Origin of the sequence: Leifsonia sp. 71-9 (assembly GCF_001898805.1) — a bacterium.
In the GTDB taxonomy this organism is placed as follows: Bacteria; Actinomycetota; Actinomycetes; order Actinomycetales; family Microbacteriaceae; genus Leifsonia.
Window position 1 is genome coordinate 62,004 of record NZ_MKVJ01000017.1, and the last position, 25,511, is coordinate 87,514.

Annotated in this window: 23 protein-coding genes; 13 read left to right on the plus strand and 10 right to left on the minus strand. The window is 71.3% G+C overall.

Annotated elements, in window-relative coordinates; translation table 11 throughout:
• Positions 1-37 precede the first annotated feature (37 nt).
• Both BGO91_RS10060 and BGO91_RS10065 read right to left on the minus strand, forming a co-directional pair.
• Positions 38-1,918, minus strand: coding sequence for a hypothetical protein (locus tag BGO91_RS10060; protein WP_290472624.1), 1,881 nt, complete (start codon positions 1,916-1,918; stop codon positions 38-40).
• Between the two features lie 595 nt (positions 1,919-2,513).
• Positions 2,514-3,539 carry an aldo/keto reductase gene (locus BGO91_RS10065; protein WP_290472625.1) on the minus strand — a complete coding sequence of 342 codons (1,026 nt, stop codon included), beginning with the start codon at positions 3,537-3,539 and terminating at the stop codon, positions 2,514-2,516.
• A gap of 170 nt (positions 3,540-3,709) precedes the next feature.
• Between BGO91_RS10065 and BGO91_RS10070 the strand changes: the two genes are divergently transcribed.
• Positions 3,710-4,300, plus strand: a complete 591-nt coding sequence (locus tag BGO91_RS10070) for a TetR/AcrR family transcriptional regulator (RefSeq protein WP_290472626.1) — start codon at positions 3,710-3,712, stop codon at positions 4,298-4,300.
• A 9-nt stretch (positions 4,301-4,309) separates the two neighbouring features.
• A complete protein-coding gene (locus BGO91_RS10075; protein WP_290472627.1) occupies positions 4,310-4,741 on the plus strand; it encodes a hypothetical protein in 432 nt (143 codons plus the stop codon).
• 9 nt (positions 4,742-4,750) lie between these two features.
• Here BGO91_RS10075 and BGO91_RS10080 read toward each other — a convergent pair whose 3' ends face one another.
• From BGO91_RS10080 to BGO91_RS10100, 5 genes are all read right to left on the minus strand, one after another.
• Complete coding sequence (locus BGO91_RS10080) at positions 4,751-5,359, minus strand: AAA family ATPase (RefSeq protein ID WP_290472628.1); 609 nt, start codon at positions 5,357-5,359, stop codon at positions 4,751-4,753.
• Between the two features lie 26 nt (positions 5,360-5,385).
• Positions 5,386-6,720, minus strand: a complete 1,335-nt coding sequence (locus BGO91_RS10085; RefSeq protein WP_290472629.1) for an MFS transporter — start codon at positions 6,718-6,720, stop codon at positions 5,386-5,388.
• Positions 6,721-6,763: 43 nt separating this feature from the next.
• Positions 6,764-7,240, minus strand: coding sequence for an RpiB/LacA/LacB family sugar-phosphate isomerase (locus BGO91_RS10090; RefSeq protein ID WP_290472630.1), 477 nt, complete (start codon positions 7,238-7,240; stop codon positions 6,764-6,766).
• On the minus strand, positions 7,237-8,229 hold the full coding sequence (locus BGO91_RS10095; RefSeq protein WP_290472631.1) for a PfkB family carbohydrate kinase: 993 nt from the start codon (positions 8,227-8,229) through the stop codon (positions 7,237-7,239). Before BGO91_RS10095 ends, BGO91_RS10090 begins: the two co-directional genes overlap by 4 nt.
• Before the next feature lie 89 nt (positions 8,230-8,318).
• Positions 8,319-9,287, minus strand: a complete 969-nt coding sequence (locus BGO91_RS10100) for a substrate-binding domain-containing protein (protein ID WP_290472632.1) — start codon at positions 9,285-9,287, stop codon at positions 8,319-8,321.
• Positions 9,288-9,443: 156 nt separating this feature from the next.
• On the opposite strand from BGO91_RS10100, the gene BGO91_RS10105 reads away from it, so the two are divergent.
• Together BGO91_RS10105 and BGO91_RS10110 are read left to right on the plus strand one after the other, a co-directional pair.
• Entirely contained in the window at positions 9,444-9,884 is a 441-nt protein-coding gene (locus tag BGO91_RS10105) for a MerR family transcriptional regulator (protein WP_290472633.1), read from the plus strand.
• Complete coding sequence (locus BGO91_RS10110) at positions 9,881-10,861, plus strand: NAD-dependent epimerase/dehydratase family protein (protein WP_290472634.1); 981 nt, start codon at positions 9,881-9,883, stop codon at positions 10,859-10,861. The genes BGO91_RS10105 and BGO91_RS10110 overlap by 4 nt, the downstream gene beginning before the upstream one ends.
• 31 nt (positions 10,862-10,892) lie before the next feature.
• Here BGO91_RS10110 and BGO91_RS10115 read toward each other — a convergent pair whose 3' ends face one another.
• The 3 genes from BGO91_RS10115 to BGO91_RS10125 are packed head-to-tail and all read right to left on the minus strand — an operon-like array spanning position 10,893 to position 13,122.
• Entirely contained in the window at positions 10,893-11,324 is a 432-nt protein-coding gene (locus BGO91_RS10115) for a VOC family protein (protein WP_290472635.1), read from the minus strand.
• A 52-nt stretch (positions 11,325-11,376) separates the two neighbouring features.
• Positions 11,377-12,510 carry an epoxide hydrolase family protein gene (locus BGO91_RS10120; RefSeq protein WP_290472636.1) on the minus strand — a complete coding sequence of 378 codons (1,134 nt, stop codon included), beginning with the start codon at positions 12,508-12,510 and terminating at the stop codon, positions 11,377-11,379.
• 48 nt (positions 12,511-12,558) lie between these two features.
• A complete protein-coding gene (locus BGO91_RS10125) occupies positions 12,559-13,122 on the minus strand; it encodes a hypothetical protein (RefSeq protein ID WP_290472637.1) in 564 nt (187 codons plus the stop codon).
• Positions 13,123-13,379: 257 nt separating this feature from the next.
• Between BGO91_RS10125 and BGO91_RS10130 the strand changes: the two genes are divergently transcribed.
• The 9 genes from BGO91_RS10130 (at position 13,380) to BGO91_RS10170 (ending at position 25,506) form a co-directional block, all read left to right on the plus strand.
• Positions 13,380-13,934, plus strand: a complete 555-nt coding sequence (locus BGO91_RS10130; protein WP_290472638.1) for a sigma-70 family RNA polymerase sigma factor — start codon at positions 13,380-13,382, stop codon at positions 13,932-13,934.
• Positions 13,931-14,455, plus strand: coding sequence for a hypothetical protein (locus tag BGO91_RS10135; RefSeq protein ID WP_290472639.1), 525 nt, complete (start codon positions 13,931-13,933; stop codon positions 14,453-14,455). The genes BGO91_RS10130 and BGO91_RS10135 overlap by 4 nt, the downstream gene beginning before the upstream one ends.
• A 350-nt stretch (positions 14,456-14,805) precedes the next feature.
• Positions 14,806-16,002: a hypothetical protein gene (locus BGO91_RS10140; protein WP_290472640.1), complete on the plus strand. Its 1,197-nt coding sequence runs from the start codon at positions 14,806-14,808 to the stop codon at positions 16,000-16,002.
• 86 nt (positions 16,003-16,088) lie between these two features.
• Entirely contained in the window at positions 16,089-17,768 is a 1,680-nt protein-coding gene (locus tag BGO91_RS10145; protein WP_290472641.1) for an Ig-like domain-containing protein, read from the plus strand.
• Positions 17,769-17,839: 71 nt separating this feature from the next.
• Positions 17,840-20,563 (plus strand): hypothetical protein, encoded by a 2,724-nt coding sequence (locus BGO91_RS10150; protein ID WP_290472642.1) that lies wholly within the window; start codon positions 17,840-17,842, stop codon positions 20,561-20,563.
• Positions 20,560-21,594, plus strand: coding sequence for a phosphate ABC transporter permease subunit PstC (pstC, locus tag BGO91_RS10155; protein ID WP_290472643.1), 1,035 nt, complete (start codon positions 20,560-20,562; stop codon positions 21,592-21,594). The genes BGO91_RS10150 and pstC overlap by 4 nt, the downstream gene beginning before the upstream one ends.
• Positions 21,594-22,952, plus strand: coding sequence for a PstA family ABC transporter permease (locus tag BGO91_RS10160; protein WP_290472644.1), 1,359 nt, complete (start codon positions 21,594-21,596; stop codon positions 22,950-22,952). The genes pstC and BGO91_RS10160 overlap by 1 nt, the downstream gene beginning before the upstream one ends.
• A 50-nt stretch (positions 22,953-23,002) precedes the next feature.
• Positions 23,003-24,592 (plus strand): substrate-binding domain-containing protein, encoded by a 1,590-nt coding sequence (locus tag BGO91_RS10165; RefSeq protein ID WP_290472645.1) that lies wholly within the window; start codon positions 23,003-23,005, stop codon positions 24,590-24,592.
• Complete coding sequence (locus tag BGO91_RS10170) at positions 24,592-25,506, plus strand: hypothetical protein (protein ID WP_290472646.1); 915 nt, start codon at positions 24,592-24,594, stop codon at positions 25,504-25,506. The genes BGO91_RS10165 and BGO91_RS10170 overlap by 1 nt, the downstream gene beginning before the upstream one ends.
• The last annotated feature ends 5 nt before the right edge of the window (positions 25,507-25,511 follow it).

Here is a 25,511-nt window from a genome sequence, read left to right on the forward strand (position 1 = left end):
GTGAGGCGCCCGCCTGTCCGGCGTTCGTGCTCCCCGGCTAGTGCTCGACGGTGCCGCTGCGACGGCGGCGCGAGGTCAGCACGAGGCCGGCGAGGGTGAGCAGGGCCCCGAGGCCGAAGAGACCCGCCAGGGCGGTGGATCCCGTCTCGGCCAGCCGGTCGCCGCTCTGCGCCGCGTCGGTCGACGGAACGGGCGATGACGGCGTTGCGGGAGGTGCGGGAGTCGACGGCGTCGACGGCGGAGTGGGCGTCGTGGGCGCAGCCGCCGGGGCCGTCGTCACCGTCAGGGTCGCGGCCGCCGTGATGGCCTGGTTCCCGGCTCCGGGGCCGGTGAAGACCGCGCGGAACAGGTCCTCGCTCTGCTCGGCCGTCGTCTCCGGAGTGGTGTACGCCGGGTCCGTGGCGCCGGCGATGTCCGTCCACGTGGCGCCGTCGTCGGCACTCGTCTGCCACTGCACCGCGATCGGGGCGCTGCCGTTGGCGGCCGCGGCGAACTCGGCCGCGTCTCCGATGGCGACAGTCGCATCGGCCGGATCCGTCGTGACGGCGACCGGGATGGGCGTGACGATGACCGCCGCCGCGACCGTGGCCGCGGTCCCGACCGGATCGGTGAAGACGGCCCGGTAGAGGGTCACGCTCTGACCGAGCGCCGTCGGCGGGGTCGTGTAGGTGCCGGTCGTCGCGCCCGCGATGTCGGTCCAGGTGACGGCGTCGGTGCTGGACTGCCACTGGACGGTCATCGGGGACGTCCCGTCGGCGTCGGCGGTGAAGGTGGCGGTCTCGCCCTCGGAGACCGTCTGCCGCACCGGCTGCGTGGTCACGGTCGGCCCGACCGGGACCACCTTGGTCAGGACCGCCGAACCGTAGTTGATGGAGGTTACGAAGGTGCTGTGGGTCGTCGGATCGGTCGCGGTGTAGTAGGCGCCGGTCACGCCGGCCAGGCTCTGGCTGAGCGTCCCGGACCGCGAGTCGATGATCCCGAGCGAGCCGCCGTCGGCGAACGGCTGCGTGACGAAGAGGGAGCCGAGGGCGGCGTCCTGCGACTGGTAGTAGGTGCTGCTCAGCGGGACGGACGCGCTCGGTGCGCCTTCGGACGGTCCGGCTGTGAGGTCCACGACGGGGAACGTCGTGCCGAGCTGGACGGACACGTAGGCGCGCGTGTCGTCGGGGGAGAGGGCGACCTGGTGCGCCGCGCTGAGGCCGGTCCAGGTGTCCAGGAGGGCGCCGGTGGCGGCGTCGATGACGGAGACGGCGTTGGAGTCGCTCTTCGCGCCGTAGAGGGTGCTGCCGTCGGTGCTGACGGTGACGCGTTCGACGTTGGCGATCGGGATGGCGGGGAGCGCGGCGGGTGCTGCCGGGTCGGCGAGGTCGTAGACGTTGACGCCGGTCGTCGAGCCGACGTAGAGGAGGTCTCCGTCGGGGGAGACGGTGACGCCGACGGGGGCGGTGCCGGCGGGCAGGGTGTCGACCACGGCGCGCGTGTCCGGGTCGATGACGGAGAGGGAGCCGGCCGAGGCGGTGTCCGTGTACTGGGAGACGTAGACGTATCCCGTGGGGCCGACCGCGATGTTGTACGGCTGGTTCGGGACCGGGACGGTGGCGACGAGCGAGAGCGAGGCCGCGTCGTAGACCCAGACCGCCGACGAGCGGCGGCCGGCGACGTAGACGAGGCCACGGGCACTGTCGACGGCGACTCCCGCCGTTTCGGTTCCGGGAGGCGCGACCTGCTGCGCGATGCGGTAGGTCGGGAGCTCCGTGGTGACCGCGGTCGCGCTGCCGACGGGAACGGCCGCGATCGCGAACGCGGTCACCGCCGCACCGGCGACGGCGATCCACCGGCCCAGGCGGGAGGCGGCTCCGCGCGCGTGCCGGGTGGAGCGGTGCGGACGTGGGGGCGCTGGGGTGTTCTTCGGGTTCACGGTTGTTCCTTCGGGATCGATCGGGTTCGAGCCGGCTCAGGTCGTCGGGATGGTGCGGGCGGCCGGGTCGTGAGGGAGCGCGGGCGGGTTCCTAGTCCGCGCCCGCGCTCTGCTCCGCTGGCGACCCGAACGCCAGCGGAAGCGGCCGAACGTCGCAACCCACGACAGAGAACGGCCCGCGTCAACAGTGCGGCACAGGGTGGCCTCCGACCGCTGCCGGAACCGTGATCGAGTACCGGCCGACGCCGATTGCCGTAGTCGCAGCCGCGCCATGCAGTGCGATTCGGCTGGACATCAGTAACAGAAGCGGGGCGGAAGCGCGCACGCGGAGATACGTAACGTGCCCTACTCACTCACGCAAATCTGCCCGCGAACTACGTCAACGCCGCTCGCGTACTGCTGTCCTGGAGAGGCGACTTTTCTGCTCCTCCGTATGGGGAGGGATAGACCGTCCTCCCGGCCGGGATGCCCGAGTGCAGTCACCATCGAGCCGGCCGCTTTCGAGGAGGGCGTCGGTGCCCTCCGGCCGAGGTTCACGACGTGGTGGCTGTTCCGGGCGGAATGAGCGCCACGTCGTGAACCTCGGCGGCCGGAGCTACGCGGCGGCGCGGTCGGCGGTGGGCCGCCGGCGCAGTGCGGCGTCGCCGACCTCCGGACCGCGGTAGACCATGTCCATCGCGCCGATGCTCTCGCCGGGCGGGACGATCGCGTCGATGCGGTCGAGGATCTCGTCCGACAGGGCGACGTCCACACCGGCCAGGGTGTCCTCGAGCTGCTCCATCGTGCGGGGTCCGGCAATGGCGGAGGTGACGCCGGGGTGGGCGATGACGAACGCCATCGCGAGGTGCGTGAGCTTCACCCCGACCTCGTCGGAGAGGGCGATCAGCTCCTCGACGGCGGCGAGCCGGCGCTCGTCGCGGAAGTGGTGCATCCCGGTGCGGGTCGAGCGGAAGTTGTCGTTCTCCTGGCCCGCGCGGTACCGGCCGGTCAGGGTGCCGCCGGCGAGCGGGCTGTAGACGAGCGTCCCCATCCCGTACCGCTGGGCCACGGGGAGGATCTCGCGCTCGATCTCGCGGTCGAGGATGGAGTAGTTGGGCTGCTCGGTGCGGAACCGCTCGAAGCCGCGGCGCTCCGACATCCACTGGGCTTCGACGATCTCGGAGCCGCGCATGGACGAGCTGCCGATCGCGCGGACCTTGCCCTGCCGCACCAGGTCGGTGAGCGCCGAGAGCGTCTCGTCGATGTCCGCCTCGGTGTCGGGGCGGTGCAGCTGGTAGAGATCGATGTGGTCGGTCTGCAGGCGGCGCAGCGACCGCTCGACGGCCTGCATGATCCAGCGGCGGGAGGCGCCGCGGTGGTTGATGTCGTCGTCGACAGGCCCCCAGAACTTGGTGGCGAGCACGACGTCGTCGCGGCGCCCCTTGAGCGCCTCGCCGACGACCTCCTCCGAGTCGCCGTAGCGGTCGGCGGTGTCGATGAAGTTGATGCCCGCGTCGAGCGCGCGGTGGATGATGCGGATGCCGTCGGCGCGCTCGGGGTTGCCGAGCGACCCGAGCATCATGGCGCCGAGGGCGTAGGGGGTGACCTTGATGCCGGTGCGGCCGAGGGTTCGATACTGCATGCTGTCTGCTCCTGAACGGATCGAGATCGTGGCACCGGGAGGGTCGGGGTGTCGTATGATCGGTGAATCGGAACAATGCTCCGGTTGGGAGTCCACTCTAACCGGAACAATGTTCCGTTTACAAGACGACTGTACCCGGGCCGCGTCCCGCGCGCCAGAGGGAGCCCCGCATGACCGACTCCGCCGTCCGCCCCCGGCGGGCCGACGCGCGCCAGAACGTCGCCTCCCTCGTGGAGGCGGCGAAGGCCGTGTTCGCCGAATCCGGCGTCGACGCGCCCGTGCGCGCGATCGCCGAGAGGGCCGGCGTCGGCGTCGGCACGCTGTACCGGCACTTCCCGCTGCGCTCCGACCTGATCTCGGCCGTGTTCCGCCGCGAGATCGACGCGTGCGCCGACGCGGCGACCGAGATCGAGGCCGCCTACCCTCCGGGAGAGGCGCTGGACCGCTGGATCATGCGATACACCCAGTTCGTGGCGACGAAGCGCGGTCTCGCCTCCGCCCTCCACTCGGGCGACCCCGCGTACGAACCGCTCGCGGAGTACTTCTCCACCCACCTCGCTCCGACGCTCGAGCGGCTGCTCGCGGCGGCGACGGCGTCGGGCGACGTCGTGCAGGAGGTGGAGGCGTCCGAGTTCCTGGGCGCGGTCGCCAACCTGTGCCACGGGGGAGGCCCGGCGGGAGGCGCGACCTCGCCGCGCGCGGAGCGGATGGTGCGGTTGCTGCTGGCGGGGCTGCGGGCGCCAGGGGATGGCCTCGGCTAGCCTCGACCCATGACTTCGGGGGGAGGCAGGGGCGCTGCCGTCGAGCGCCGCTGGAAGGTCGGGGGCGCCCTCGCGCTGCTCGTCCCCCTCGCCGCGCTGGCGTTCCTGGTCGCCACCGTCGTCAGCGGGCTGCCGGATGCCCCGACGTCCGGCGACGCCCGAGGGGAGGCCGAGGCGGTCCTCCGGGAGGTCGACGCGGCAGACCTCCGCGCGCTGCGCGAACGCTTCGACAGCCCCTACCCTCCCGGCGCCGACGAGCTCTACGCGAGCTGCCGCGACATCGCGCCAGGCGGCCGGCAGATCGAGGTGTCGGGCAGCGCTGACTTCCCCTCGTTCGGCATCACCGTCGTCGGAGCCGCGCGCCAGGACCCCGGAGAGCACATGAGCTGCTCATTCAGCCTCCTCCGGAAGGACCGCCACTGGGTCGTCAGGGTGCGGTGAGGGCTGCCGTCAGAGGCCGCGGACGTGCTGCAGGCCGACCCGGATGCGGCGCAGCTGGAAGCGCCACGGGCTCAACCGCGGAGCCGTGAGGGACAGCCCGGCGTGGTCGGCCATCCACTCCACCACCTCGTCGGTCGTGCGGTGATCGGTGTGCACGTGCGTGGCGTAGCGGTCGCCGGCGAGAGCGGCGACGCAGCGGTCGATCTGCTGCACGGCCCAGGTCTCGCGGCGCAGCCCGGTGCGCAGGAAGCCGATCCGGGTGCTCAACCGCCTGCGCAGGGTCGCGGGGGAGGCGAGCAGCGCGTAGTGCCGCACATCCACTCCCCGCGAGCGCAGCCCGCCGATGATCTCGTCGAAGTAGTCGTCGCGGACGATCGTCATCGGCACGAGCACCGGCCCGGGATGTGCGGCCTCCGCCTGCTGCAGGGTGTCGACGACGGCGGAGCGCCACTGGGGGAGGTCCTGGAAGTCGGGCCGCGCCTCCACCGGAAGCGTGCGCTGCAGCGCGAAGCCGAGCAGTTCCGGGTCGGCGACATGCGAGCCCGCGAGTCGTCGTCGGAGCTCGAAGGCGGTGTGGGTCTTGCCGGCACCGAAGGCGCCGTTGATCCAGATCAGCACGATCCGAGCCTACGGCGCCCCCGATGTCATCGAGCGAGTGACTTCTCCTCGGCGACGAGGGCGTTGATGCGCGCACGCTCGGCGCGACCGTAGGTCTCCCGGGTGACGAGGATCGCGACGAGTCCCACGATGGCCGCGCTCAGGTACAGCAGGGAGGCGCCCGCCCAGCCGATCCATCCCACCAGCGCCGCGGCGAGGAGCGGGGCGAAGCCGCCGAGCGCGGCCGCGATCTGGTACCCGAGCGAGGCGCCCGAGGTGCGGGTCGACGTGCCGAACTGCTCGGTGAGCAGGGAGCCCTGGTTGCCGGTGAGGGTGGCGTGGATGAAGCCGATCCCGAAGACGAAGACCGCGACCACCAGGGCAGGAGTGCCGTCCTGGGTGAGGAGGTACATCGGGAAGGCGAACAGGATGGCGGCGATGCACGCGCCGATGTACAACGGTCTGCGGCCGACCCGGTCTGTCAGCGCGCCCGCGACGAAGGTCGTGAAGATCGCGAGGATGCTCGCGGCCGTGATCGCGCCGAGGGCGGTGGGCCGGATGTCGGGGAAGCGCTCGGTGAGGTAGTTCAGCAGGTACGTGGCGGTGGAGTAGTACGCGAACGACTCGACGATCCGCAGGCCGATGACCCGGAGGATGCTCCGCCAGTCGCGGCGGATGGTGGTCAGGAACGGGTTCTTCTCGATCCGTCCCTCGGCCTTCGCCTCGACGAACTCGGGGGATTCCGACAGGCGCGAGCGCACGATGAGAGCGACGACGACCAGGACGGCGCTGAGCAGGAACGGGACGCGCCAGCGCCAGTCGCCCTCGAGGTTCGCGCACAGCAGGAACATCCCGCTGGCGAGGGCGATCCCGAGAGGGTTGCCGGACTGCGGGATGGCGGCGTACATTCCCCGCCGGTTCCACGGTGCGTGCTCGTAGGCCATCGTGATGGCGCCGCCCCACTCGGCGCCGAACGCGAGGCCTTGGATCATCCGGATGATCACGAGAAGGATCGGCGCCAGGATGCCGACGGTCGCGTAGGTGGGCAGCAGCCCGATCACGAAGGTCGCGCCGCCCATCACGAGCATCGCCCCGACGAGCACGGGCTTGCGGCCGAACCGGTCGGCGAGGTAGCCGCCGACGGCTCCGCCGAGAGGGCGCATCAGGAAGCCGACCGCGAGGGTGGCGAACGAGAGCAGGGTTCCCACGAACCGGTCGCTCTCGGGGAAGAAGACGGCGCTGAAGTAGAGGGCGGACGCGGTGCCGTAGGCGATGAAGTCGTAGTTCTCCACGCTGGTGCCGAGTGCCGCGGCGATGGCGGTCTTGTTGCGGTCTTTCGACCCCAGCGCAGAGGTCTGCGCGGCCGTCGTCGTGCTTGTCACGGATGGATCTCCTTTGATCGGGAACGGGGGTGTTCGGGGGCGGTCAGATGAGGGTGAGGGGGAGGGGCGTCGCGGTCGCGAGTTCGTCGAGAGCGTTCAGCTTGGCGACTCTGCGCCGCGTGTCCTCGTCGTCGTCGAAGGTCGCTGCGAGGAAGGCGGCGACGATGTCGTCGATGAAGGCCGGCGGGACGAGCCACGCACCGAGCGCGATGACGTTGGCGTCGTCGTGCTCGACCGCCTGGTGCGCCGAGTAGGACTCGTTGGCGAGACCGCACCGGATGCCGGGGATCTTGTTGGCGGCCATGATGGCGCCCGCGCCGGTGCCGCAGACCAGCACGGCGCGGTCGGCGCGGCCGTCGAGCACCGGGGTGCAGGTGGCCAGGGTGATGTCGGGGAAGTCGACCGGGTCGGTGCTGTGGGTTCCGCGGTCGATGACCGTGTGCCCGAGCGCGGTGATGGCGTCGATCACGCGCTGCTTGATGGGGAATCCGGCGTGGTCGGCCCCGACGGCGACTCTCAAGCGGGTGTCCTTTCGGCGAGCCGGGCGAGCAGGGGCTCGACCTCGGCGATGGGCGGGATGGAGGAGGATGCGCCTGCGCGCGTGACGGTCAGTGAGCCGGCGGCGCCGGCGAGGGTCAGACGTTCGGCGAGGGGGAGGTGGGGGTGCGCCGCGAGGTAGCCCACGACGGTGTCGCCCGCGGCCGTCGTGTCGACGGCCTGGACTTCCGGGGCGCTCACCGATCCTGAGCTGTCGCCGTCGACGTAGAGGGCCCCGGCCGCGCCCAGCGTGCAGACGGCGGCGAGGGGCCTCCCGGAGGACTCGGCCAGGGCAGAGGCGGTCCGGGCGAGCAGCGCGGCTCGCCCGTCGGCGCCGGAGTCTCGCCCGACACCGAGAAGGGAGGCCAATTGCTCGAGTTCCCGTTCGTTGACGACGAGCAGGTCGATGTCGTGGACGATGTCGTCGGCGGTCGCGGGAGCCGGCGCGGCGTTCCAGATGACCGTCGCTCCCGCCGCGCGGGCCAGGCGTGCGGCGGCGCGGTTCGCCACGGATGGCACCTCGTTCTGCAGCACGAGCACGTCGCCGGGGCGGAGGGTGCCGGGGAGGGCGAACGCGTCGGCGGCCGCGGTCGCGTCGACGAGGCCGTTCGCGCCGGGAAGCACGATGATGGCGTTCTCCCCGCGTTCGTCGACGGCGACGACGGCGCGGCCCGTGGAGGCGCCCGGCCGGGTGCAGACGGAGGCGGTGTCCACGTCGCGGTCGGCCAGCGCGCGCAGGACCGCCGCCCCCTCCGCATCGTCGCCCACGAGGCCCGCCATCCGTGCACGGGCTCCCGCCGCTGCCGCGGCGATCGCCTGGTTGGCACCCTTGCCGCCCGGGGAGGACTGCGCCGAGTGCGCGAGCACCGTCTCGCCCGGGGCGGGCAGCGCGGCCATCCGGTAGCTGGTGTCCGTGTTGATGCTGCCGAACACGAAGACGGCCGCCGTGGCATCCCTCTCGCCGACCCGCATGCGCACCTCCGTGTGAACGTTTCCATGGAAACGATTCCATGACTGACGGTGACAATGATGCCCCACGATCCCCGGCAGCGCAAACCCGGTCAGGCGGCGGAGCGATCCACCAGTTCCATCGCGACCCGCTGGGACTCGACCGGTCGGCCGTCGATGAGGTCGATCAGGCCGCGCACCCCGAGCCGGCCGATGGAGGCGGCGTCGTTGCGGACCGCGCTGATCCGGGGCGTCGTGAAGTCGAACCAGTCGAGGTCGTCGAACGAGATCACGTCGATCGCCGACGCGGCCTCGCGACCCAGACGCGCGTGCAGCGCCCGAACGGCGCCGAGGGTGGTGGGGCCGTTGGCCCCGAACACCGCCGTCGGCCGCACCCCGCGGTCGAGGATGCGCGTCATCGCCGCCGCTGCACCGTCGGGAAGGAAGTCACCCGCCTCCACGAAGGCGTCCGAGGTCGTGATGCCGTGCTCGGCGCGACCGGCGACGTACGCGGCCAGCCGCTCCGCGCCCGTCGAGATGCTGGCCGGGCCGCCGACGTAGGCGACGTCGCGGTGGCCGTGCCGCTGCAGCCAGTCCAGGACGAGGCCGACGCCCTGCTCGTTGTCCGTCTCGAACAGCGGCGCATCCAGTCCGTCGGCGTGCCGGTTCAGCAGAACGACGGGCATCCCCGACGCGACCAGGGCGCTCAAGCGCGGGGTGACGGGCCCCTGCGGCGACAGCAGCAGGCCGTCGATGCGTTGCGAGGCGAAGATGCCGAGATATTCGTCGGCCTGGGCTTCGTCCTCGTTGGCGTTGGCCAGGAGCACGCTGTACCCGGCTCGCAGGGCGTCGCGCTCGGCGGCATGAGCGAGCTCGGAGAAGAAGGGGTTCCGGATGTCCGACACCAGCAGCCCCAGGACGTCCGTGCGCGAACGGCGCAGCGATCGCGCCGGCCCGTGTGCGACGTAGGCGAGCTCTGCGGCGGCGGCCTGCACGCGGGCGCGCGACTCCGGCGACGTGGCGGAGCTGCCGCTCAGAACCCGCGACGCCGTTCCGAGCGACACCCCGGCTCGCGCTGCCACATCCTTGATCGTGGCCACTGGCCAGCCCTCCACGGAAACGTTTCATCCGGTACGTACTTCGACCGACAGTATATTTCGCGAGCCCGGGGTGCCGCCGGACGGTGATCTTCGTCCGCCCCTTGACCTCAAGCGCTTGAGGTCTGTTCTGATGGGGTCATGATCACGTTGGCCATCCAGGACGTCGCCCGGCAGAGCGGGCTCAGCGAGCCGACCCTGCGGTATTACGAGGAGGTCGGCCTGCTCGGGCCGATCGCGCGCGATGCCAGCAGCGGGCATCGGCGGTACCGCGAGAGCGATCTCGACGAGGCCCAGGTGCTCGCCTGTCTGCGGGCGATGGGCATCGGCATCGACGACATGCGCGCCTACCAGCTCAACCGGCGTCGGGGCCGAGCGGCGGCGGGTGAGCAGCGGGACATCCTGTTGCGCCACGCCGGCCGGGTGGAGGAGCAGATCGCGACGCTCCGCGTGCACCTCGACTACCTGCGGGTGAAGTCCGCCCTGTGGGACGCCCGTGATCGCGCCGACGCGGAGGCCGAGGCCGCCGCGCACGCCGCGCTCGAATCCATCCTTCCCCGACTCGAGGAGACCTTCCGATGACCACGACACCCACCATCCTCATCACCGGCGGCACCGGCTACCTCGGCACCCGGCTCCTCGCCGACGTGCTCGCCACCGGCGCCGACGTGCGCACCAGCGTCCGCTCGCTCGACCGGGCGGACGAGGTGCGGGAGGCCGTCCGCCGGGCCGGCGCCGACGACGCGGGCCTGTCGTTCGTCGCCGCCTCCCTCACCGCCGACGAGGGCTGGAGCGACGCCATCGCCGGCATCACGGACGTCTACCACGTCGCCTCGCCGATGATCCAGACGGCGGACCCGGACGAGGTCGTCGTCCCCGCTCGCGACGGTGCGCTGCGTGTGCTGCGCGCCGCCCGCGACGCCGGCGCCCGCCGGGTGGTGCTCACCTCGTCGTTCGCCGCCGTCGGGTACTCGCCGAAACCGGTGCGGGACTACGACGAGTCCGACTGGACCGACCCGGCGACGCCCGGCCTCCCGGCCTACCCGCTCTCGAAGGCGGTCGCCGAGCGCGCCGCCTGGGACTTCGTCGAGCGCGAGGGTGACGGCCTCGAACTGGTCGCGATCAACCCGACCTGGATCGCCGGCCCCACCCTGACCGCCTCCGCCCGCTCGTCCCTGCAGGTCTTCACCGGGATGCTCGACGGCACGATGACCGCAGTTCCGCGGCAGCGGTTCGGGATCGCGGACGTGCGCGACGTCTCGGCGGCGCACCTCGCGGCGATGGCGACCCGGGATGCGGCGGGCAAGCGTTACCTGGTGCTCGCGGACGGCCCGACGATGACGTTCCTCGACGTCGCGAACGTCCTCCGTGCCGAACTCGGCGACCTCGCCGCGCGCGTGCCGACCGTCGAGATCCCGGGCGACGAGCCGTCGCCGCTCGTCATCCACAACGACCGCGCGAAGACCGAGCTGGGCTTCCGGCCGCGGCCGGTGGTGGAGACGATCGTGGAGACCGCGGACAGCCTGCGGGAGCTGGGGCTGTTGGCGTCGAGGGGCTGAGCACACGGCGGCCGCGGGGCGTCCGGGCCCCTCACTGCAGGCAGAACTCGTTGCCCTCCGGGTCGCGCATCATGATGACGAACTCCTCGTACGGGCCCCAGGTGCCGAGGAGGGTCTTCTCCTCGGTCGCGCCGAGGGCGATGAGGCGGTCGCGTTCGGCCTCCAGTTCGTCCCGCGTGGCCCGGCGGTCGTCGAACGGGGTGATGTCGAGGTGGACGCGGTTGCGCTGCCGCTTCTCGTGGCGGTAGCGGGAGAAGTAGAGGCGCTGGTGGGCGGGGTTGCCGTCCCACGCCTCGGCGCGGTCGGCGATGGCGTCGTCGTCGAAGCCGGACTCGCGGAGGGCGGCGACCTCCTCGTCGTCCCAGCCCGTGAAGGCGGGATAGCCGAGCACTTCGGCCCAGAAGGCGGCGAGGGCGACGGGTTCGTCGGCGTGGAAGGTCACGTTGGCGATGCGGGCGGTCATAGCGGGAAGGCTATCCCGGCCCGGTCGCGCCAGGAAGGTCCGGCTCGGACGGTCAGTCCCGCAGGGTCAGGCCGGCGAAGAACGTCCGGATGTGGTCGGCGGCCAGGTCCGGCTGTTCCAGGCCGAGGAAGTGGCCGCCCCGCGGCGCGCGTTCGAAGGAGCGGAGGTCGTCGGCCGCCCGTTCCGCGAGGGAGCGCGGGAAGCCGTCCATCACGGGCTCGCGGCTGAGCAGCACGCCGAGGGGCGCGGCGATCGGCGGTCGCGGCGGGTTCGCGTCGTAGTCGAAGTACTGCCGGAAGGACGTCCCGATGCTGCCGGTCGCCCAGTAGAGCGTCGCGATGGTGAGCAGCGCATCCCGCGGCACCGCCCGGTCGAGGTCGCCGTCGACCCAGTCGTGCCACTTGTCCGCGATCCAGCCGAGCAGCCCGGCGGGGGAGTCTGCGAGGGCGGCGGCGATGGTGTCGGGCCGGGTGGCCATGATCTCGCTGTAGCCGCCGTCCGCGGCGTCGTACGTGGCGACGGCCTCCAGGTAGGCGCGCTCGTCGTCGGTGTGCGGCTCCTCGTCGGCGGGGAAGGGGGCGTGGATGAGCTGCACGCCGATCACCTGGTCGGCATGGTCGACGCCGAGCCAGGTCGCGGCCCCGCCGCCGATGTCGCCGCCGAAGGCCGCGTACCGGTCGTACCCGAGCACGGTCGTCATGAGCTCGTGGAGGTCGTGGGCGATCGCCTGCCGGGTGAGCAGCCCCTCCGGGAGCTCGGAGAACACGAAGCCGGGCAGCGAGGGCACGACGACGTCGAAGGCGATGCGCGCATCCGAGCCGGAGCCGGCGGGGTTCGCCAGGCGCTCGGCGAGCGGCAGGTACTCCGTGTACGCGCTGGGCCAGCCGTGCAGCAGGAGCAGCGGGATGCGGACCTCGGCCGACCCCGCGGCTGGAACCCGCACGAAGTGGAGACGGTGCCCGCCGACGTCGGCCAGGTACTGGTCGTACGAGTTGAGGTGCCCCTCCTGCGCCCGCCAATCGAAAGCGAGCCAGGAGTCGACCAGCTCGCGCAGCACCGGGCCGCCCGCGCCGCCGCTCCACGGCGCCGAGCCCAGGGGGTCGACGAAGCGCGTGGCCGCGAGCCGGGCGCGCAGATCGTCGAGCAGTTCGTCGGAGAGGTGGATGCGGAAGTCGTCGATGCTCACCGGGGACACGGTACCCGCACGCCGGTCGACGCAGGTGCCGACGCCGGATCAGCCGATGCGGAGCGACGACGCGTTGCTGCGCATGTTGCCCACGTTCGTGCTGGAGCCGACCGGGCCGTACGCGGCGCCGCCGTAGTTGGCGTCCCAGTAGAGCGTCGTGGTGCAGCCGTTGTACGAGTCGACGGACTGGATGCGGTCGTTCCAGGCGCCGAGCGAGGCATAGCCGTAGCTGAGGCCGCTGCAGATGCCGGCGCTGCTGGTGAAGTACGTGTTGCTGGCGCCGCTGTAGCTGAGGCCGTCGTACACGACGGCCAGGATGTAACTCGCGGCGGGAGCGGCGGACGCAGCAGGCGCGGCGGCGTTGCGGGCGGCGGCGCCGGTGGGGACAGCGACGACCGGGAGCCCGGTGTCCGACTCGATCTGCTGCAGCGGGTCGAGCGCGGCGTCGAAGCAGCGGGTCTCGCCGGTGTCCACGTTGACCCAGCAGGACTGGTGAGCCCCTTCTGCGGTGGTGGCCGCACCCGCGGGCGCGGCGATACCGGAGACGAGAGCGGTCGTGGCGGCGAGTCCGGCGAACGCGAGAGAGAGGGCGCGGGATGCGGTCGAGTTCATGGCACCAGTGAACCGATCGGGGAGGGTGCGGCGCCGGAGGCCGCCGATGACGGGTCGATGACGGTTTGCGTCGTCGGATGAGCGGACGTTGCACTCTCGGGGAACGTTCGCCTGCCGGGGTAAGAAGACCCCGGAGGGCGACGTAGCTGTAAAGAGGAACGCGTTCTCGCTCAACGTCCCTGGGGCGCGGGCTCCGACGCGATCGTGGCCCGAATGGGGGTGAACCTCCACCCCCGCCATCGCTTAGGGTGCTCACGATGTCCACCCTCACGGATCGTCTGCTCGTCGAGGCGGCATTACTGGGGGACCGGGGGGCTTTCGACCGGTTGTACCACCGGTATGCCCGCCTCGTGTACGAGGCCGCCCTCGGCGCCCTCGGCGACGCCGACGAGTCCGCCACGGTGACCCAGGACGTGTGGGTGATCACGTGGAACAAGCTCGACCGCGTGGATGTCGGGTCCGGCACCATCCTGCCGTGGCTGCTCGGCGTCGCGGCGGGTGAGATCCGCAACGCAGGGCGCCGCCTGGGGCGCCGTCCGGACGTCACCGGTCTGGAGTCCTTCCGGGGCGTCGACCCCGATCCCGACCCCGTCCACACGAGCGTCAGCACCGGGCAGCTGCTGGCCGCGATCGACCGCGAAGTGTCGGCCCTCACGCCGAAGGACGCCGCGGTCTTCCGCTGCCTGATCGAGGACGGCCTGTCGTACGAGGAGACCGCGACGCGCCTGGGGATGACGGCGGGAAACGTCGGCAAGCGGATGAATCGTGTACGGTCGCATCTCAAGAAGCGTCTGGCAGAGGACAGGCTATGAGCGGCCCACAGCCCGAGACCCGAGGAGAGGCGACGCCGCCCGACCGGGGTTTCACACCCGAGATGCGTGCCGGGATCCTCGAGCGCGTGCACGAGGCGACCGACGAACGCCGGTGGCCCCGCCGGCGACGCCGCCTGCCGATCGTCATCGCCCTCGGCGTCCTCGGGGCCGGGCTCGTCACCGCCACGGCGTGGAGCGTGCTCGCCCCGATGAACGAGCAGCTGCGGCACGTCGTCTGCTACGAGGGCGTGTCGACGAGCTCGTACGCGACGACCGGCGACCTCGGCGGCGACCCCGCGTCCGCCGACCGCCACCAGCTGCTGGAGGGATGCGCCGCCGCCTGGCGCGCCGGCGTCCTCGGTCACCGGACGGAGACGGGTGCCCCGCACTCTCCGGACGTGGCGTACCCGGTCCCGCCGCTGACCATGTGCTCCCGCAACGACGGCACCATCGTCGTCTTCCCGGCGCGGGAGACCCCCGACCTCTGCAGCAGCCTCGGCTTCGGCCGATTCGACGGCTGACACCCGTCGCACGACTCCCCGGCAGAGCCTCTGACGTCGCGCTTCCGACGCTTCTTACCCCGCCCGGAACGGATTCATCGAACGTTCCCCGGCACGTCTCCTGCCGCTGGTTTCAGTACCCGCAGAGTTCGTCTTCGTTTCCTTGCTGAGGCCGCCGTGGAGGCGGCAAGCTCACAACTGGCCGGGGCAGACGAGGGGTTCTGCAAAGCATCGCCGGCCGGCGGATCAGCTCGCTGAGACGCGACGTGCCCGCCCCAGCAGCAACTGGAACGGGCACACGGGCCCGAGGGCCCACCCTCGCGTCCGGGGCGTCCGGACGAGGGAACCTCCAGGATAGGGAGACACAAGAAATGAAGGCAACAGCCCTCCGGAAGGTCGCCGTCGCCGGCGTCGCCTTCCTCGGTGCCGCCGCGCTCGTCGCGGCCGGCGCGACCGCCGCGAACGCCGACCCGAGCAGCTCGGGCCGCACCTACACCGCGGTCGGCTCCGACACCATCCAGGACCTCTACAACGGCTTCGGCAACGGGTACACGACCACCGCGAACGGTGCAGTGAACCCGGGCCAGAGCATCGCCTCGTGGGACGCGTTCGGCGCCGGTGGCGCGCAGAACACGCAGATCACCATCGGCGGCCAGCAGTTCTACCGCCCCGCCGGTTCGGGCGACGGCGTCAAGGCGCTCTCGGCCGCGTGGAACACGACCCACACCTACACCGACGCCGCCGGCCACAGCAACACGGTCGCCGCCAACTCCATCCAGATCGCCCGCTCCTCGGGCCGCCCCGGCACGCCCGTCCTCGCGTCCGACCCGAACAACAAGCTCTCGTTCGTGCCGCTCGCCCGCGACGCCGTCTCGGTCGCCATCCAGACGGCGGGCCTGCCCGCGGGCACGGTCGCTCCGACGAACTTCAGCACCAACGACCTGAAGTTCATCTACGGCGGAACCGGCACCCCGGATGCCAACATCACCCAGAGCGGCACGGCCTCCCCGGTCTACCACGCCGACGCGAGCCACTCGTTCACCCTGAACGTCAAGCTGCCGCAGTCGGGCTCCGGCACGCGGAGCTTCTTCCTCGGCGCGATCGGCGTGACCGCGCCGGCGTCGTGGGTGACCTCCACGATCGCGGAGAACCACGCGGATGCGATCAACGCCTCGGGTGACATCGCTCCGTTCTCCGCCGCTCAGTGGATCGCTCAGAAGAACGGCCTGTCCTCGACCTTCACCGGCACCAACGCGGCGTCGCTGAAGATCACGAAGATCAACTCGGTCGAGGCCGTGACGGCATCGAACACCACGGGCGCGCTCTACGGATCGGCGACCGCCGCACCGGCGGGCGGGGCGGGCAACTTCAACCGTGACGTCTACTCGGTCGTCCCGACCGCGAACAACACGGGCGCCACCAACACCCTCGTCCAGACCACGCTCCGCAACGCCAGCTACATCGGCGCGGTCGACCACGCCACCCACAACGTGGTCGAGGACTTCGGGTTCCTGAAGATCAGCTACACCGGCACCACCGGCTACCTCTACTCGAACTGGACCAACTAGTCCGATCCCTGTCTGTGCCGGGCGGACACTGCTCCGCCCGGCACAGATCGGCGCTCTCCACACCCCACAGAAAGGCACCCAACCCGATGACCCCCAGCAAGCCCACGCGCCGCCTCGCGATCGGCGCGATCACCGCGTTCCTCGCCGCCGGCGCCGCGATCGCGACCGTCGCGCCGGCCTCCGCCGCCGGCCAGGGAGGGGTGACGCTGGGCGCCACCAGCGGTGCCGCCGCCGACTTCGGAGGCGCCAAAGTCCCGGTGAACGCGATCGACCTCGACTGCGGGTCGGACGACACCGCCTGGGTGCGTCCGTTCCTGGCTCTTCCCGGCTCGGAGCGCCCGTTGGTGACCGATCCGTCGGTGTACCCGTTCAAACTGGACGGCATCGTCGCCGCCGACATCGGCAGCGGGGTGATCACGGGACCGACCACCGACGGCAAGCCCGATCCCTACTTCTGGAACAACCCGGATGCCGTCAAGGCGCTCCTGTCATCGAACGCCTATTACAACGTCGAGTTCTCGCAGCAGACCATCGGAGGCTGGCTGCAGGTGGAGGGGCAGGCCGGCGTCGACACGCTCAGCCTGGGCTTCATGTGCGTCTCCTCCGGGGGGCAGATCCTCACGGGCGCCGACAACCGGGCGCTGACGAGCTGGACCACCCTCTCCTTCGACGCCGCCGGCGCCTGGCACGTCGTCGTGCAGAAGGCGGACACCACCACCACGCTCGCGGCGACCGCCTCCGGCGCGTACGGCGCCTCGCTGAACGCGACCATCGCGGCGGGCGGCTCCACCGCCGCGGCCGCGACCGGAACCGTCGACTTCTTCGAGGGCGCCGACAAGGTCGGCTCGGCGGCCGTCGCCGGGGGCGTCGCCACGCTGGGCCTCACCGGGCTGAGCGTCGGCGACCACAGCTACACCGCCGTCTACACGCCGGCCGCCGACGCGGCCTTCAACGGTTCGACCGCCCCGGCGGCGACCGTGACGATCACGGCCGTGAAGTCCGACACGAAGGTCGGCCTCGACGTGAAGGCGAAGGGGGCCGACTCCGCCGACCTCACCGCGACCGTCACCGCAGGCGGCGCCACCGCCGCGGCAGCGACCGGCGCGGTCGACTTCTACGCCGATGGCGGCAAGATCGGCAGCGGCACGCTCGACGCCGGTGTCGCCACCTACACGGCGACCGGCCTGAAGGACGGCGCCAAGCACACCTTCTCGGCGAAGTACGCGGGAGACTCCGCCTTCAACGCCTCGGAGTCGTCGACCGTGACGGTGGCGCTGCCCGCGAAGCCGACTCCGTTGAAGGACGGCGATGTCGTCACGCCCGGTGCCGCCTACACGGTGTCCCTCCCGGCCGGCAGCTTCGACGCGTCCTCCACGGTGACGGGCGAGATCCACTCCGACCCGATCCGGCTGACGGAGACCGCCCCGGCCACCGCGGACGGCGCCGCCGACTACACCTTCACCGCCCCGGCGAACCTCCCCTCCGGTGCGCACCAGCTCGTCCTCACCGGCGGTTCCAAGACGGTCACGATCGCCTTCAGCGTCGCCGCGGCCGTCGACCCGACCACGCCGGCCGGACCGGGCACGACACCCGCAGCCGGCGGCGCGAACAACCCGGTGTCGTTCGCGACGGACTGGATCGGGACCGCCGCCTCCACCCCGGGCGGCCTGATCGCCCTCATCGCCGCGGCCCTCGCCGCCCTCAGCGCCGCCACAGCGGGCGTCGCCGTGCTGATCCGCCGCCGCTTCGCGCCGCGCATCCGCTGATCCACCGGGTGGGGCCGGTCGCACGGCCGGTCCCGCCCTTCCCTCCCCGTGCACGAACCGACTCGAAGAGCATGAGAGCACACAGAACCCGAATCGTCTCCGCCATCGCCAGCGTGCTGATCGTCGCGTCCAGCGCCGTCGCAGGCGCCACCGTGGCCGTCACTCCCGCCCTCGCCGGCACCGGGAGCTGGGGCCCCGCCGGCGCCATCAGCACCGACTCGGCCGTGACGGTGAACTGGGACGAATCAGCGTCCCCCAACGCGGGCGACGACACCGTCCTCGACCGCCGCGATCCGAGCACGGTCATCGCGCACACGGCCGGCAAGACGGTCGCCGACATCTCGTCGAAGCTGACCAAGAACTACAAGGCCGCCTTCGCGGCGGACGGGGACGGCCGGGGGCTGTCGATGACGGTCTCGCAGACGAACGACCTGATGGCCCAGGGCGTGACGGTCAGCGTCTCGGGGGCCCGCGGTGGCGCCGCTCCCGGATTGGCGGACACCGAGTGGCTGGAGGTGTTCCAGTGCTGGGGAGCCGGCGGCGAGGCCGATCCGCGGCCGGAGCGCTGTCAGACCGGGGCGGGCGGATCCGATGTGGATGCCGGAGGCGTCAACTTCCGTGCCTTCGGCCGCGACCCGCTCCGCAACGGCGGCGATTGGGACGGCCTGACCAGCATTCCGTTCGAGGCCGTGGACGGGACCACGTACGGCGGGGTCATCACGGGCAACCCGTACTTCAACCGCACGACGACCAACGAGTTCACGCGGCTGCGGATCGGGCCGGCCGGAACCGCTGAACGAACGTTCGAGCTCCAGAGCACGACCGAGTCGCAGGGCCTCGGCTGCGGATCCCGGCAAGGGCAGGCCTCGACCGACACCTGTTGGCTCGTCGCGGTTCCCATGCTCGCGTCGAACAACGACCTCGGTCTGGGCGCGGCCGGCGGCAACCCGTCGGCGTTGACCCCGTCCCTCTGGGCGCAGCGGTTGCAGGTCAAACTCGCCTTCCAGCCGATCTTCGCCTCGTGCGGTGACGGCGGCCAGACCCTGAGCGTCGGTTCCGAGTTGCTGTCGCCTGCCGTCCGAGGGTGGTCGAAAGGCATCTGCAACGAGAAGCACGTCTCGCTCGGCTACTCGAAGTCGGCGGATCCACAGGTCCGGACGGCCGTGGCGACCGGTGCGTCGACGCTCGGGTTCACGACCCAGCCGATCGAAGCGGGAGGAGGCCCGACCGCCTACGCGCCGACCGCCCTGAGCGGTGTCGTGTTCGCCCTGAACCTCGACTACCGACCGTGCGGGCGCGGGAACCCGGATACGGCGGTCGAGAGATGCGGGTATCCCGACCGCAAGACGGCCGATGCCGAGATCGCGAAGACGGGCACGCCCGTGCGGGATGTGCGGCTCAACGCGCGACTCGTCGCGAAGCTCCTGACTCAGAGCTACGGGATATGGATGACCGCCGAGGTCCCCACGCTCCTCGCGAACGCCCCCTGGGCGCAGGGCTTCAACGGCGGCTCCCTCTTCCTCGACCCCGAATTCCAGGCGCTCAACCCGCAGCTGCGGTACATGGACTTCGGCCGGGGCTCCAACGAGCGCCAGCTCCAGACGGAGATCCTCCGCTCGGACGCGGCGAGCGCCGTCTGGTCGTGGATCCTCGGCGACGCGCAGGCCAGAGCCTTCCTCGACGGCTGCCCGGATCGGTTCGGCGCGGTGGTCAACCCGTTCTACTCCACGAGAACCTACGCGGAGTGCGCTTCCCGGGCGACCGAGCTCGAGCGTTCCGCCTTCGCGATCCGCCACGCGACGGCGTCGCCGGAAGACTTCAACCGGTCTCAGGCCGCGACCTACCCGCCCTCCGACGCGTCCTATCCGACCGTCCTGTATGCCGAAGAGGACGCGAAACCGGACCCCGTCAATCCGGACCAGACGGTCCCCCCGGGAACCCTGGTGGACCTGTTGCCGAAGCTCGCCGATATGGAGAGCATCTCGCGGGCGACGCTGCGCGCCAACCCGCCGGCCGGTCGCTGGTGCGCGAGCTACACCGACGACATCAAGTGCACGCCGCCGCAGTGGAAGAGCGTCCAAGGGCTCGGGCAGGCCGTCGGCGAGCGTGTGGTCCTCTCCATCACCGACGCCGCCGATGCCGCACGCTACCTCCTTCCCACCGCGCTCCTCTGCGACGGCAGCGACGCGACGCCCGCGCACTGCGTGGGCGCCGACACCGCCAGCATGACGAAGGCGGCGGGCGAGTTCGCGAAGAGCTCGGTCGACGGGGTGCTGCAGCCCGCGGCGAAGGCCGACTACGCGGGCGGCGCGTACCCGCTCACCCTGCCGGTGTACGGCGTCGTGAACACGCAGAAGCTGTCGTCGGCGGATGCGAAACCGATCGCCGACATCCTCGAGTACGCGGCGACCTCCGGGCAGAAGCCCGGCACCCGGCCCGGACAGCTCGCGCCCGGATACGCACCGCTGACCGCGCCGCTGGTGGCGCAGGCGCAGGCGACCGTCGCGAAGCTGCGGGCGCTGACCGACCCGGTCGCGGCCGCCCCCGCAGCGGTGCCCGCCGCACCCACCGGACCGGTCGGAGCGGTTCCCACGACCGTCGAGGTGCCCACCGACGGCTCCAGCGCCGCTCCCACCGCACCGCCGATGAAGCAGACGTCGGCCGCGCTCGGCAAGACGGCGCCCACCGAGATCGGCTTCCCGCAGTTCGGGCTCGCCACCGGGTTGCTGGCCGCGCTCGCCGCAGGCATCCTCTCGCCCGTGCTCGGCCGGCGGCGCAAGGGAGGCGCGGCATGAGCGCGCTCCTGCAGACCACGCGTCCCGACTATCCGGAGGCGGGCGCCGACGACGCGGTGGCGCGTCCGCTCCGGCACGTCCGGGAGCTCTCGGACAAGGTGTTCCGCGGCGTCAGCCGGGGCGGCGGCGTGATCGTGCTGGCCATCATGGTGCTGGTCGGCATCTTCCTCACCGTCCAGGCCACGCAGGCCATCTCGAAGGTCGGCATCGTCGCGTTCCTGACGACCCAGAAGTGGTCGCCCGAGACGAATCAGTTCGGGATCGCCGCGCTCCTGACCGGGACGGTCCTCATCGCGATCGTCGCGCTGGTCATCGCGTTCCCGCTCTCGGTCGGCACCGCCCTGTTCATCACCGAGGTCGCGACCGGGTCGTTCCGGCGCACCCTCGTGTCGATCGTCGATCTGATGGCGGCGGTGCCCAGCGTGGTGTTCGGCCTGTGGGGGCTCATCTTCCTGCAGCCGGCGATCGTGCCGTTCAGCCAGTGGCTGTCGACCTGGTTCGGGTGGATCCCGATCTTCCGGGTCGACGCCGCCGACCCGGGCAACCCGTTGCCGGACACGTCGCTGTACACGTCGTCGACGTTCATCGCCGGGGTGGTCGTCTCTCTGATGATCATCCCGATCATGACGTCGATGATGCGGGAGTCGTTCTCCCGCGCCCCGATCGGAGAGCGCGAGGGGGCGTTCGCACTCGGGGCGACGCGGTGGGGGATGGTCCGCTCGGTCGTCCTGCCCTTCGGCCGGGGCGGGATGATCGGCGGCACCATGCTCGGGATGGGGCGGGCCCTCGGCGAGACGATCGCGATCTACCTGATCATCAACCCGATCTTCAACATCAACATCCACATCCTCCAGAACGGGACGAACTCCATCGCGGCCCACATCGCGCTGCGCTACGGCGAGGCGAACGCGTTCTCGATGAGCGCGCTCATGGCCGCCGGTCTCGCGCTGTTCGTGATGACGATGATCGTGAACTTCACCGCGTCGGCGATCATCGCCCGATCCCGCTCGGGAGCGGAGAGCGAGGGCTGATGACCGACGACACCATGACGGTCCGGCTGGACCTCGACGACGTCCCTGGCCTCACCGGCGGGACCCGGCTGCCCCGGGAGGACCTCGCCCCGGAGGCCGAAGACGAGTCGCGCGTGGTCATCGGGTTCTCGCGGGACGACGCGTTCACCGTGGCGGGGGCCGCGGCCGCGGGTCTCGCGATCGGCCTCCTGCTCACCGTGGCCGTGACGCTCATCCCGATCGGCTGGCTGCTGCCGCTGTCGTTCCTCTGGTTCGTCGCGATCTACTCCACCCTCGTCTTCCTGCGGAACCCGGGGCCCGCCGTGCGCGACCGGTTCTGGACGGTCATGCTGTGGGCGGCCGGCGTGGTGGTGGTGGGCTCGCTGGCCCTCGTGATCGGCTTCACGCTCGTGCGCGGCGAGGACGTGTTCGCGCAGATGTTCTCGACGGCCGGCGGCCAGAGCTTCTGGGACCGCTTCCACTTCTTCACGACGGACATGCGCGGCGTCGGCCCGCTGTCCGGACTGGACGAGGGCGGGATCCTGCACGCGCTGGTCGGCACGCTCATCCAGATCGGGATCGCCCTCGCCATCACCATCCCGCTCGGCCTGACGACGGCGGTGTTCCTCGGCGAGGTCGGCGGAGTGTTCGCCCGTTTCGTGCGGACGATCGTCGAGGCGATGACCGCCCTGCCGTCGGTCGTGGCGGGCCTCTTCATCTACGCCGCGATCATCGTCGGCATCACCCACGCGTTCAACGGCTTCGCCGCCGCGCTCGCCATCACGGTGCTGATGCTGCCGATCATGATCCGCTCCGCCGACGTCGTGCTCCGCCTCGTGCCGGGCAACCTCCGCGAGGCCGGACACGCGCTGGGCGCCGGCCAATGGGCGGTCGTCTGGTATGTGGTGCTGCCGACCGTGCGCGCCGGCCTCACCACGGCGATCATCCTCGCGACCGCCCACGGCATCGGCGAGACCGCGCCCATCCTCCTCACCGCGGGCGTGACCTCGAACCTGAACTTCAATCCGTTCGAGGGGCCGATGACCTCCCTACCGCTCGCCGCGCTCGAGTTCGTGAAGAGCCCCCAGCCGAACATGATCGCGCGCGGATTCGCGACCGCCGCGTTCCTCCTCGTCGTGGTCCTCGTCCTGTTCCTGGTCGCCCGCGCGCTGGGCGGTCAGGAGCCGGGCAAGCTCACCGAGAGCCAGCACCGGCGCCTGACGGCCCGCTCGCGAGCGACCCTCGCGCGGATCGAGTCGCGGGCTCCGCGACCCGTCGCACCCCTCGAGCTCGACGAACTGCTCGTCTTCAACCACTACCTCGCGCCCGGCGAGGACAGCCGCCCCGCGGCCGGACCCGGACAGGACCCCACACGATGAACCGCCCCCACCGAACCCTCCGACGGCTGCTGCGCGCATCGACCCTCGCCGTGGCAACGCTCCTTCTGGCCGGCATCGGCCTGCCCGCCTCCGCCGCCGGCTACCTCCGCATCTCGGGCGAGGGGTCGTCGTGGGCGGGGAACGCCGTCGCCCAATGGGTCAGCGACGCCGGTGCGCAGGGGGTCACCGTCGACTACGCGCCGAACGGCTCCTCCACGGGCCGCACCGATTTCGCCAAGGAGATCAACGCCGACTTCGCCGTCACCGAGATCCCCTTCACCGGTGACACCGCGGACCCGCAGGACACCACCGTGCCGCAGTTCCCCTACGTGATGCTGCCCATCGTCGCCGGCGGCACCTCGTTCATGTACAACCTCAACCTCGGCGGCAAACGGTTCACCGACCTCAAGCTCTCCCAGGCGGCGATCGCGGGGATCTTCACCGGCGAGATCACGCAGTGGGACGACAAGGCCATCGCCGCCGACAACCCCGGCGTCGCCCTCCCGTCGCAGCGCATCACCGTGGTCGTCCGCTCCGAAGGCTCGGGAGCCACGGCGCAGTTCACGCTGTGGCTGCTGCGGCAATACCCGGACCTGTACCGCAAGCTGTGCGCCAAGGCCGGGTGCGACCCGGCGCACGCCACGTCGTACTACCCGCACCAGAACCTCCCGAACTTCGTCGCGCAGAACGGGTCGAACGGCGTCACCGCCTACACGGCGGCGAACCAGTTCGCGATCAACTACGACGAGTACTCGTACGCGCTGGGCGCCGATTTCCCCGTCGCCAAGGTGAAGAACGCCGCCGGCTTCTACACCGTGCCCGACCAGTACGCCGTCGCGGTCGCCCTCCACGTCGCCAAGATCAACACCGACAAGGGGAACCCGAACTACCTCAGCCAGGACCTCTCCGACGTCTACCAGTACGGCGATCCGCGCACCTACCCGCTCTCGATGTACACGTATCAGGTCGCTCCGAGCGTCGTCCACGGCGGATTCAACACGCAGAAGGGGGCGACGCTCGGCTTCTTCGACCAGTACTCGCTGTGCGAGGGACAGCGGAAGATGGGCAACCTGGGCTACTCGCCGCTGCCCATGAACCTCGTGCTCGCCGCGCTCGACCAGGTCAAACAGATCCCCGGCGTGGATGCCGCCACCATGGCGAAGATCAACGCGACGGGCCAGGCGGTGGGCAGCGGCAGCGGCAACCCCTGCAACAACCCCACGTTCAAGCCGGGCGACAGTCCCGACAAGAACCAGCTCCTGATCGAGGCGCCGTTCCCTACCGACTGCACACCGGAGCGATGCGCGACGTGGGGGTTCACCGGAGCCGGCCCGGCGGCGCAGGCCAAGACCGGCGCGAAAGGGCCCACCGGAGCCTCCGCCGCCAACACCGCCGCGGGTGCGAACGGGAGCGCTCAGCAGCAGGCGTGCGACCCCGACACCGGCGGATGCGGCGACGGGGCGACGGCGAGCGGGACGTCCGCCAACGTCAAGGCCGTGCCGATGACCCTTACCGGCAACGACGGGTGGGCGGGCCCGCAGACCCTGATGGTCGTGGTCATCCTGCTCGTGCTGCTGCTCCTCATCGGACCGCCGGTCGTCAGCCACGTCGTGTCCAGGTCGGGGCGGGACGGTCGGTGATGGTCGCCGTGATCGCGCCCGGCCCACCCCGGGCCGTCCCGCGCCCGCACGCGACGCGCGTCTCGGCGCCACCGATGCAGCGGGCGCTGTCGCTGGTGCTCGGCATCCTCTCGTCCGGCATCCTGCTGCTCATCGTGGTGCTGCTCGCGGTCTCGCCCGTCCAGCACTACGTCAGCCAGAACACCCTCTACGACCAGCTCCGGCTGAGCCTGGCCGAGGGCGCGACCCCGGTCGAGCCGGTGACGGACGACGGCGAGCCCCTGAGGATCGGGACGCCGCTGGCCGTGATGTACGCGAAAGACATCGGCATCAACCGCGAGGTCATCGTCGAGGGGTCGGCGGGCGCGCAGACCATGCTCGGGATCGGCCACCAGCGCAACACGGTCATGCCCTGCCAGCTCGGGACGAGCGTCCTGATGGCCCGCTCCAGCTCGTACGGCGCGGTCGGAGCCGCCTGGTCGGACCTCCGCGTCGGCCAGACGTTCACCGTTCAGGCCGGCCAGGGCTCCTGCACGTACAAGGTGCGGGACCGCCGCCTGGCCGGCGACGACGCGCCTCCCGCGCTCAAGACCGGCGAAGGCCGCGTCGTGCTCACCACCGCGACCGGCGGCTGGTACACCCCGACGGGCGTGCTCCGCGTGGACGCGGATCTCGTCACCAAGGGGTACGACCGGCCCGCCCAGCTCGGGATGCCCGTCTCGGAGGCCGAACGGCCGATGGGCACCGACCCGACGAACGCGTTCGGGCTGGTCCTCCTGCTCGAGCTCCTCGCCGTCGCCGTCATCGGCGCGACCTGGCTCTGGCGTCGCTGGGGCCGCTGGCAGACGTGGATCGTCGCGGTGCCGGTCATCGGCGTGCTCGCGCTCCTCGCGGCCACGAACGTCAACCAGATCATCCTCCCCAACCTGCTCTAGGAGCC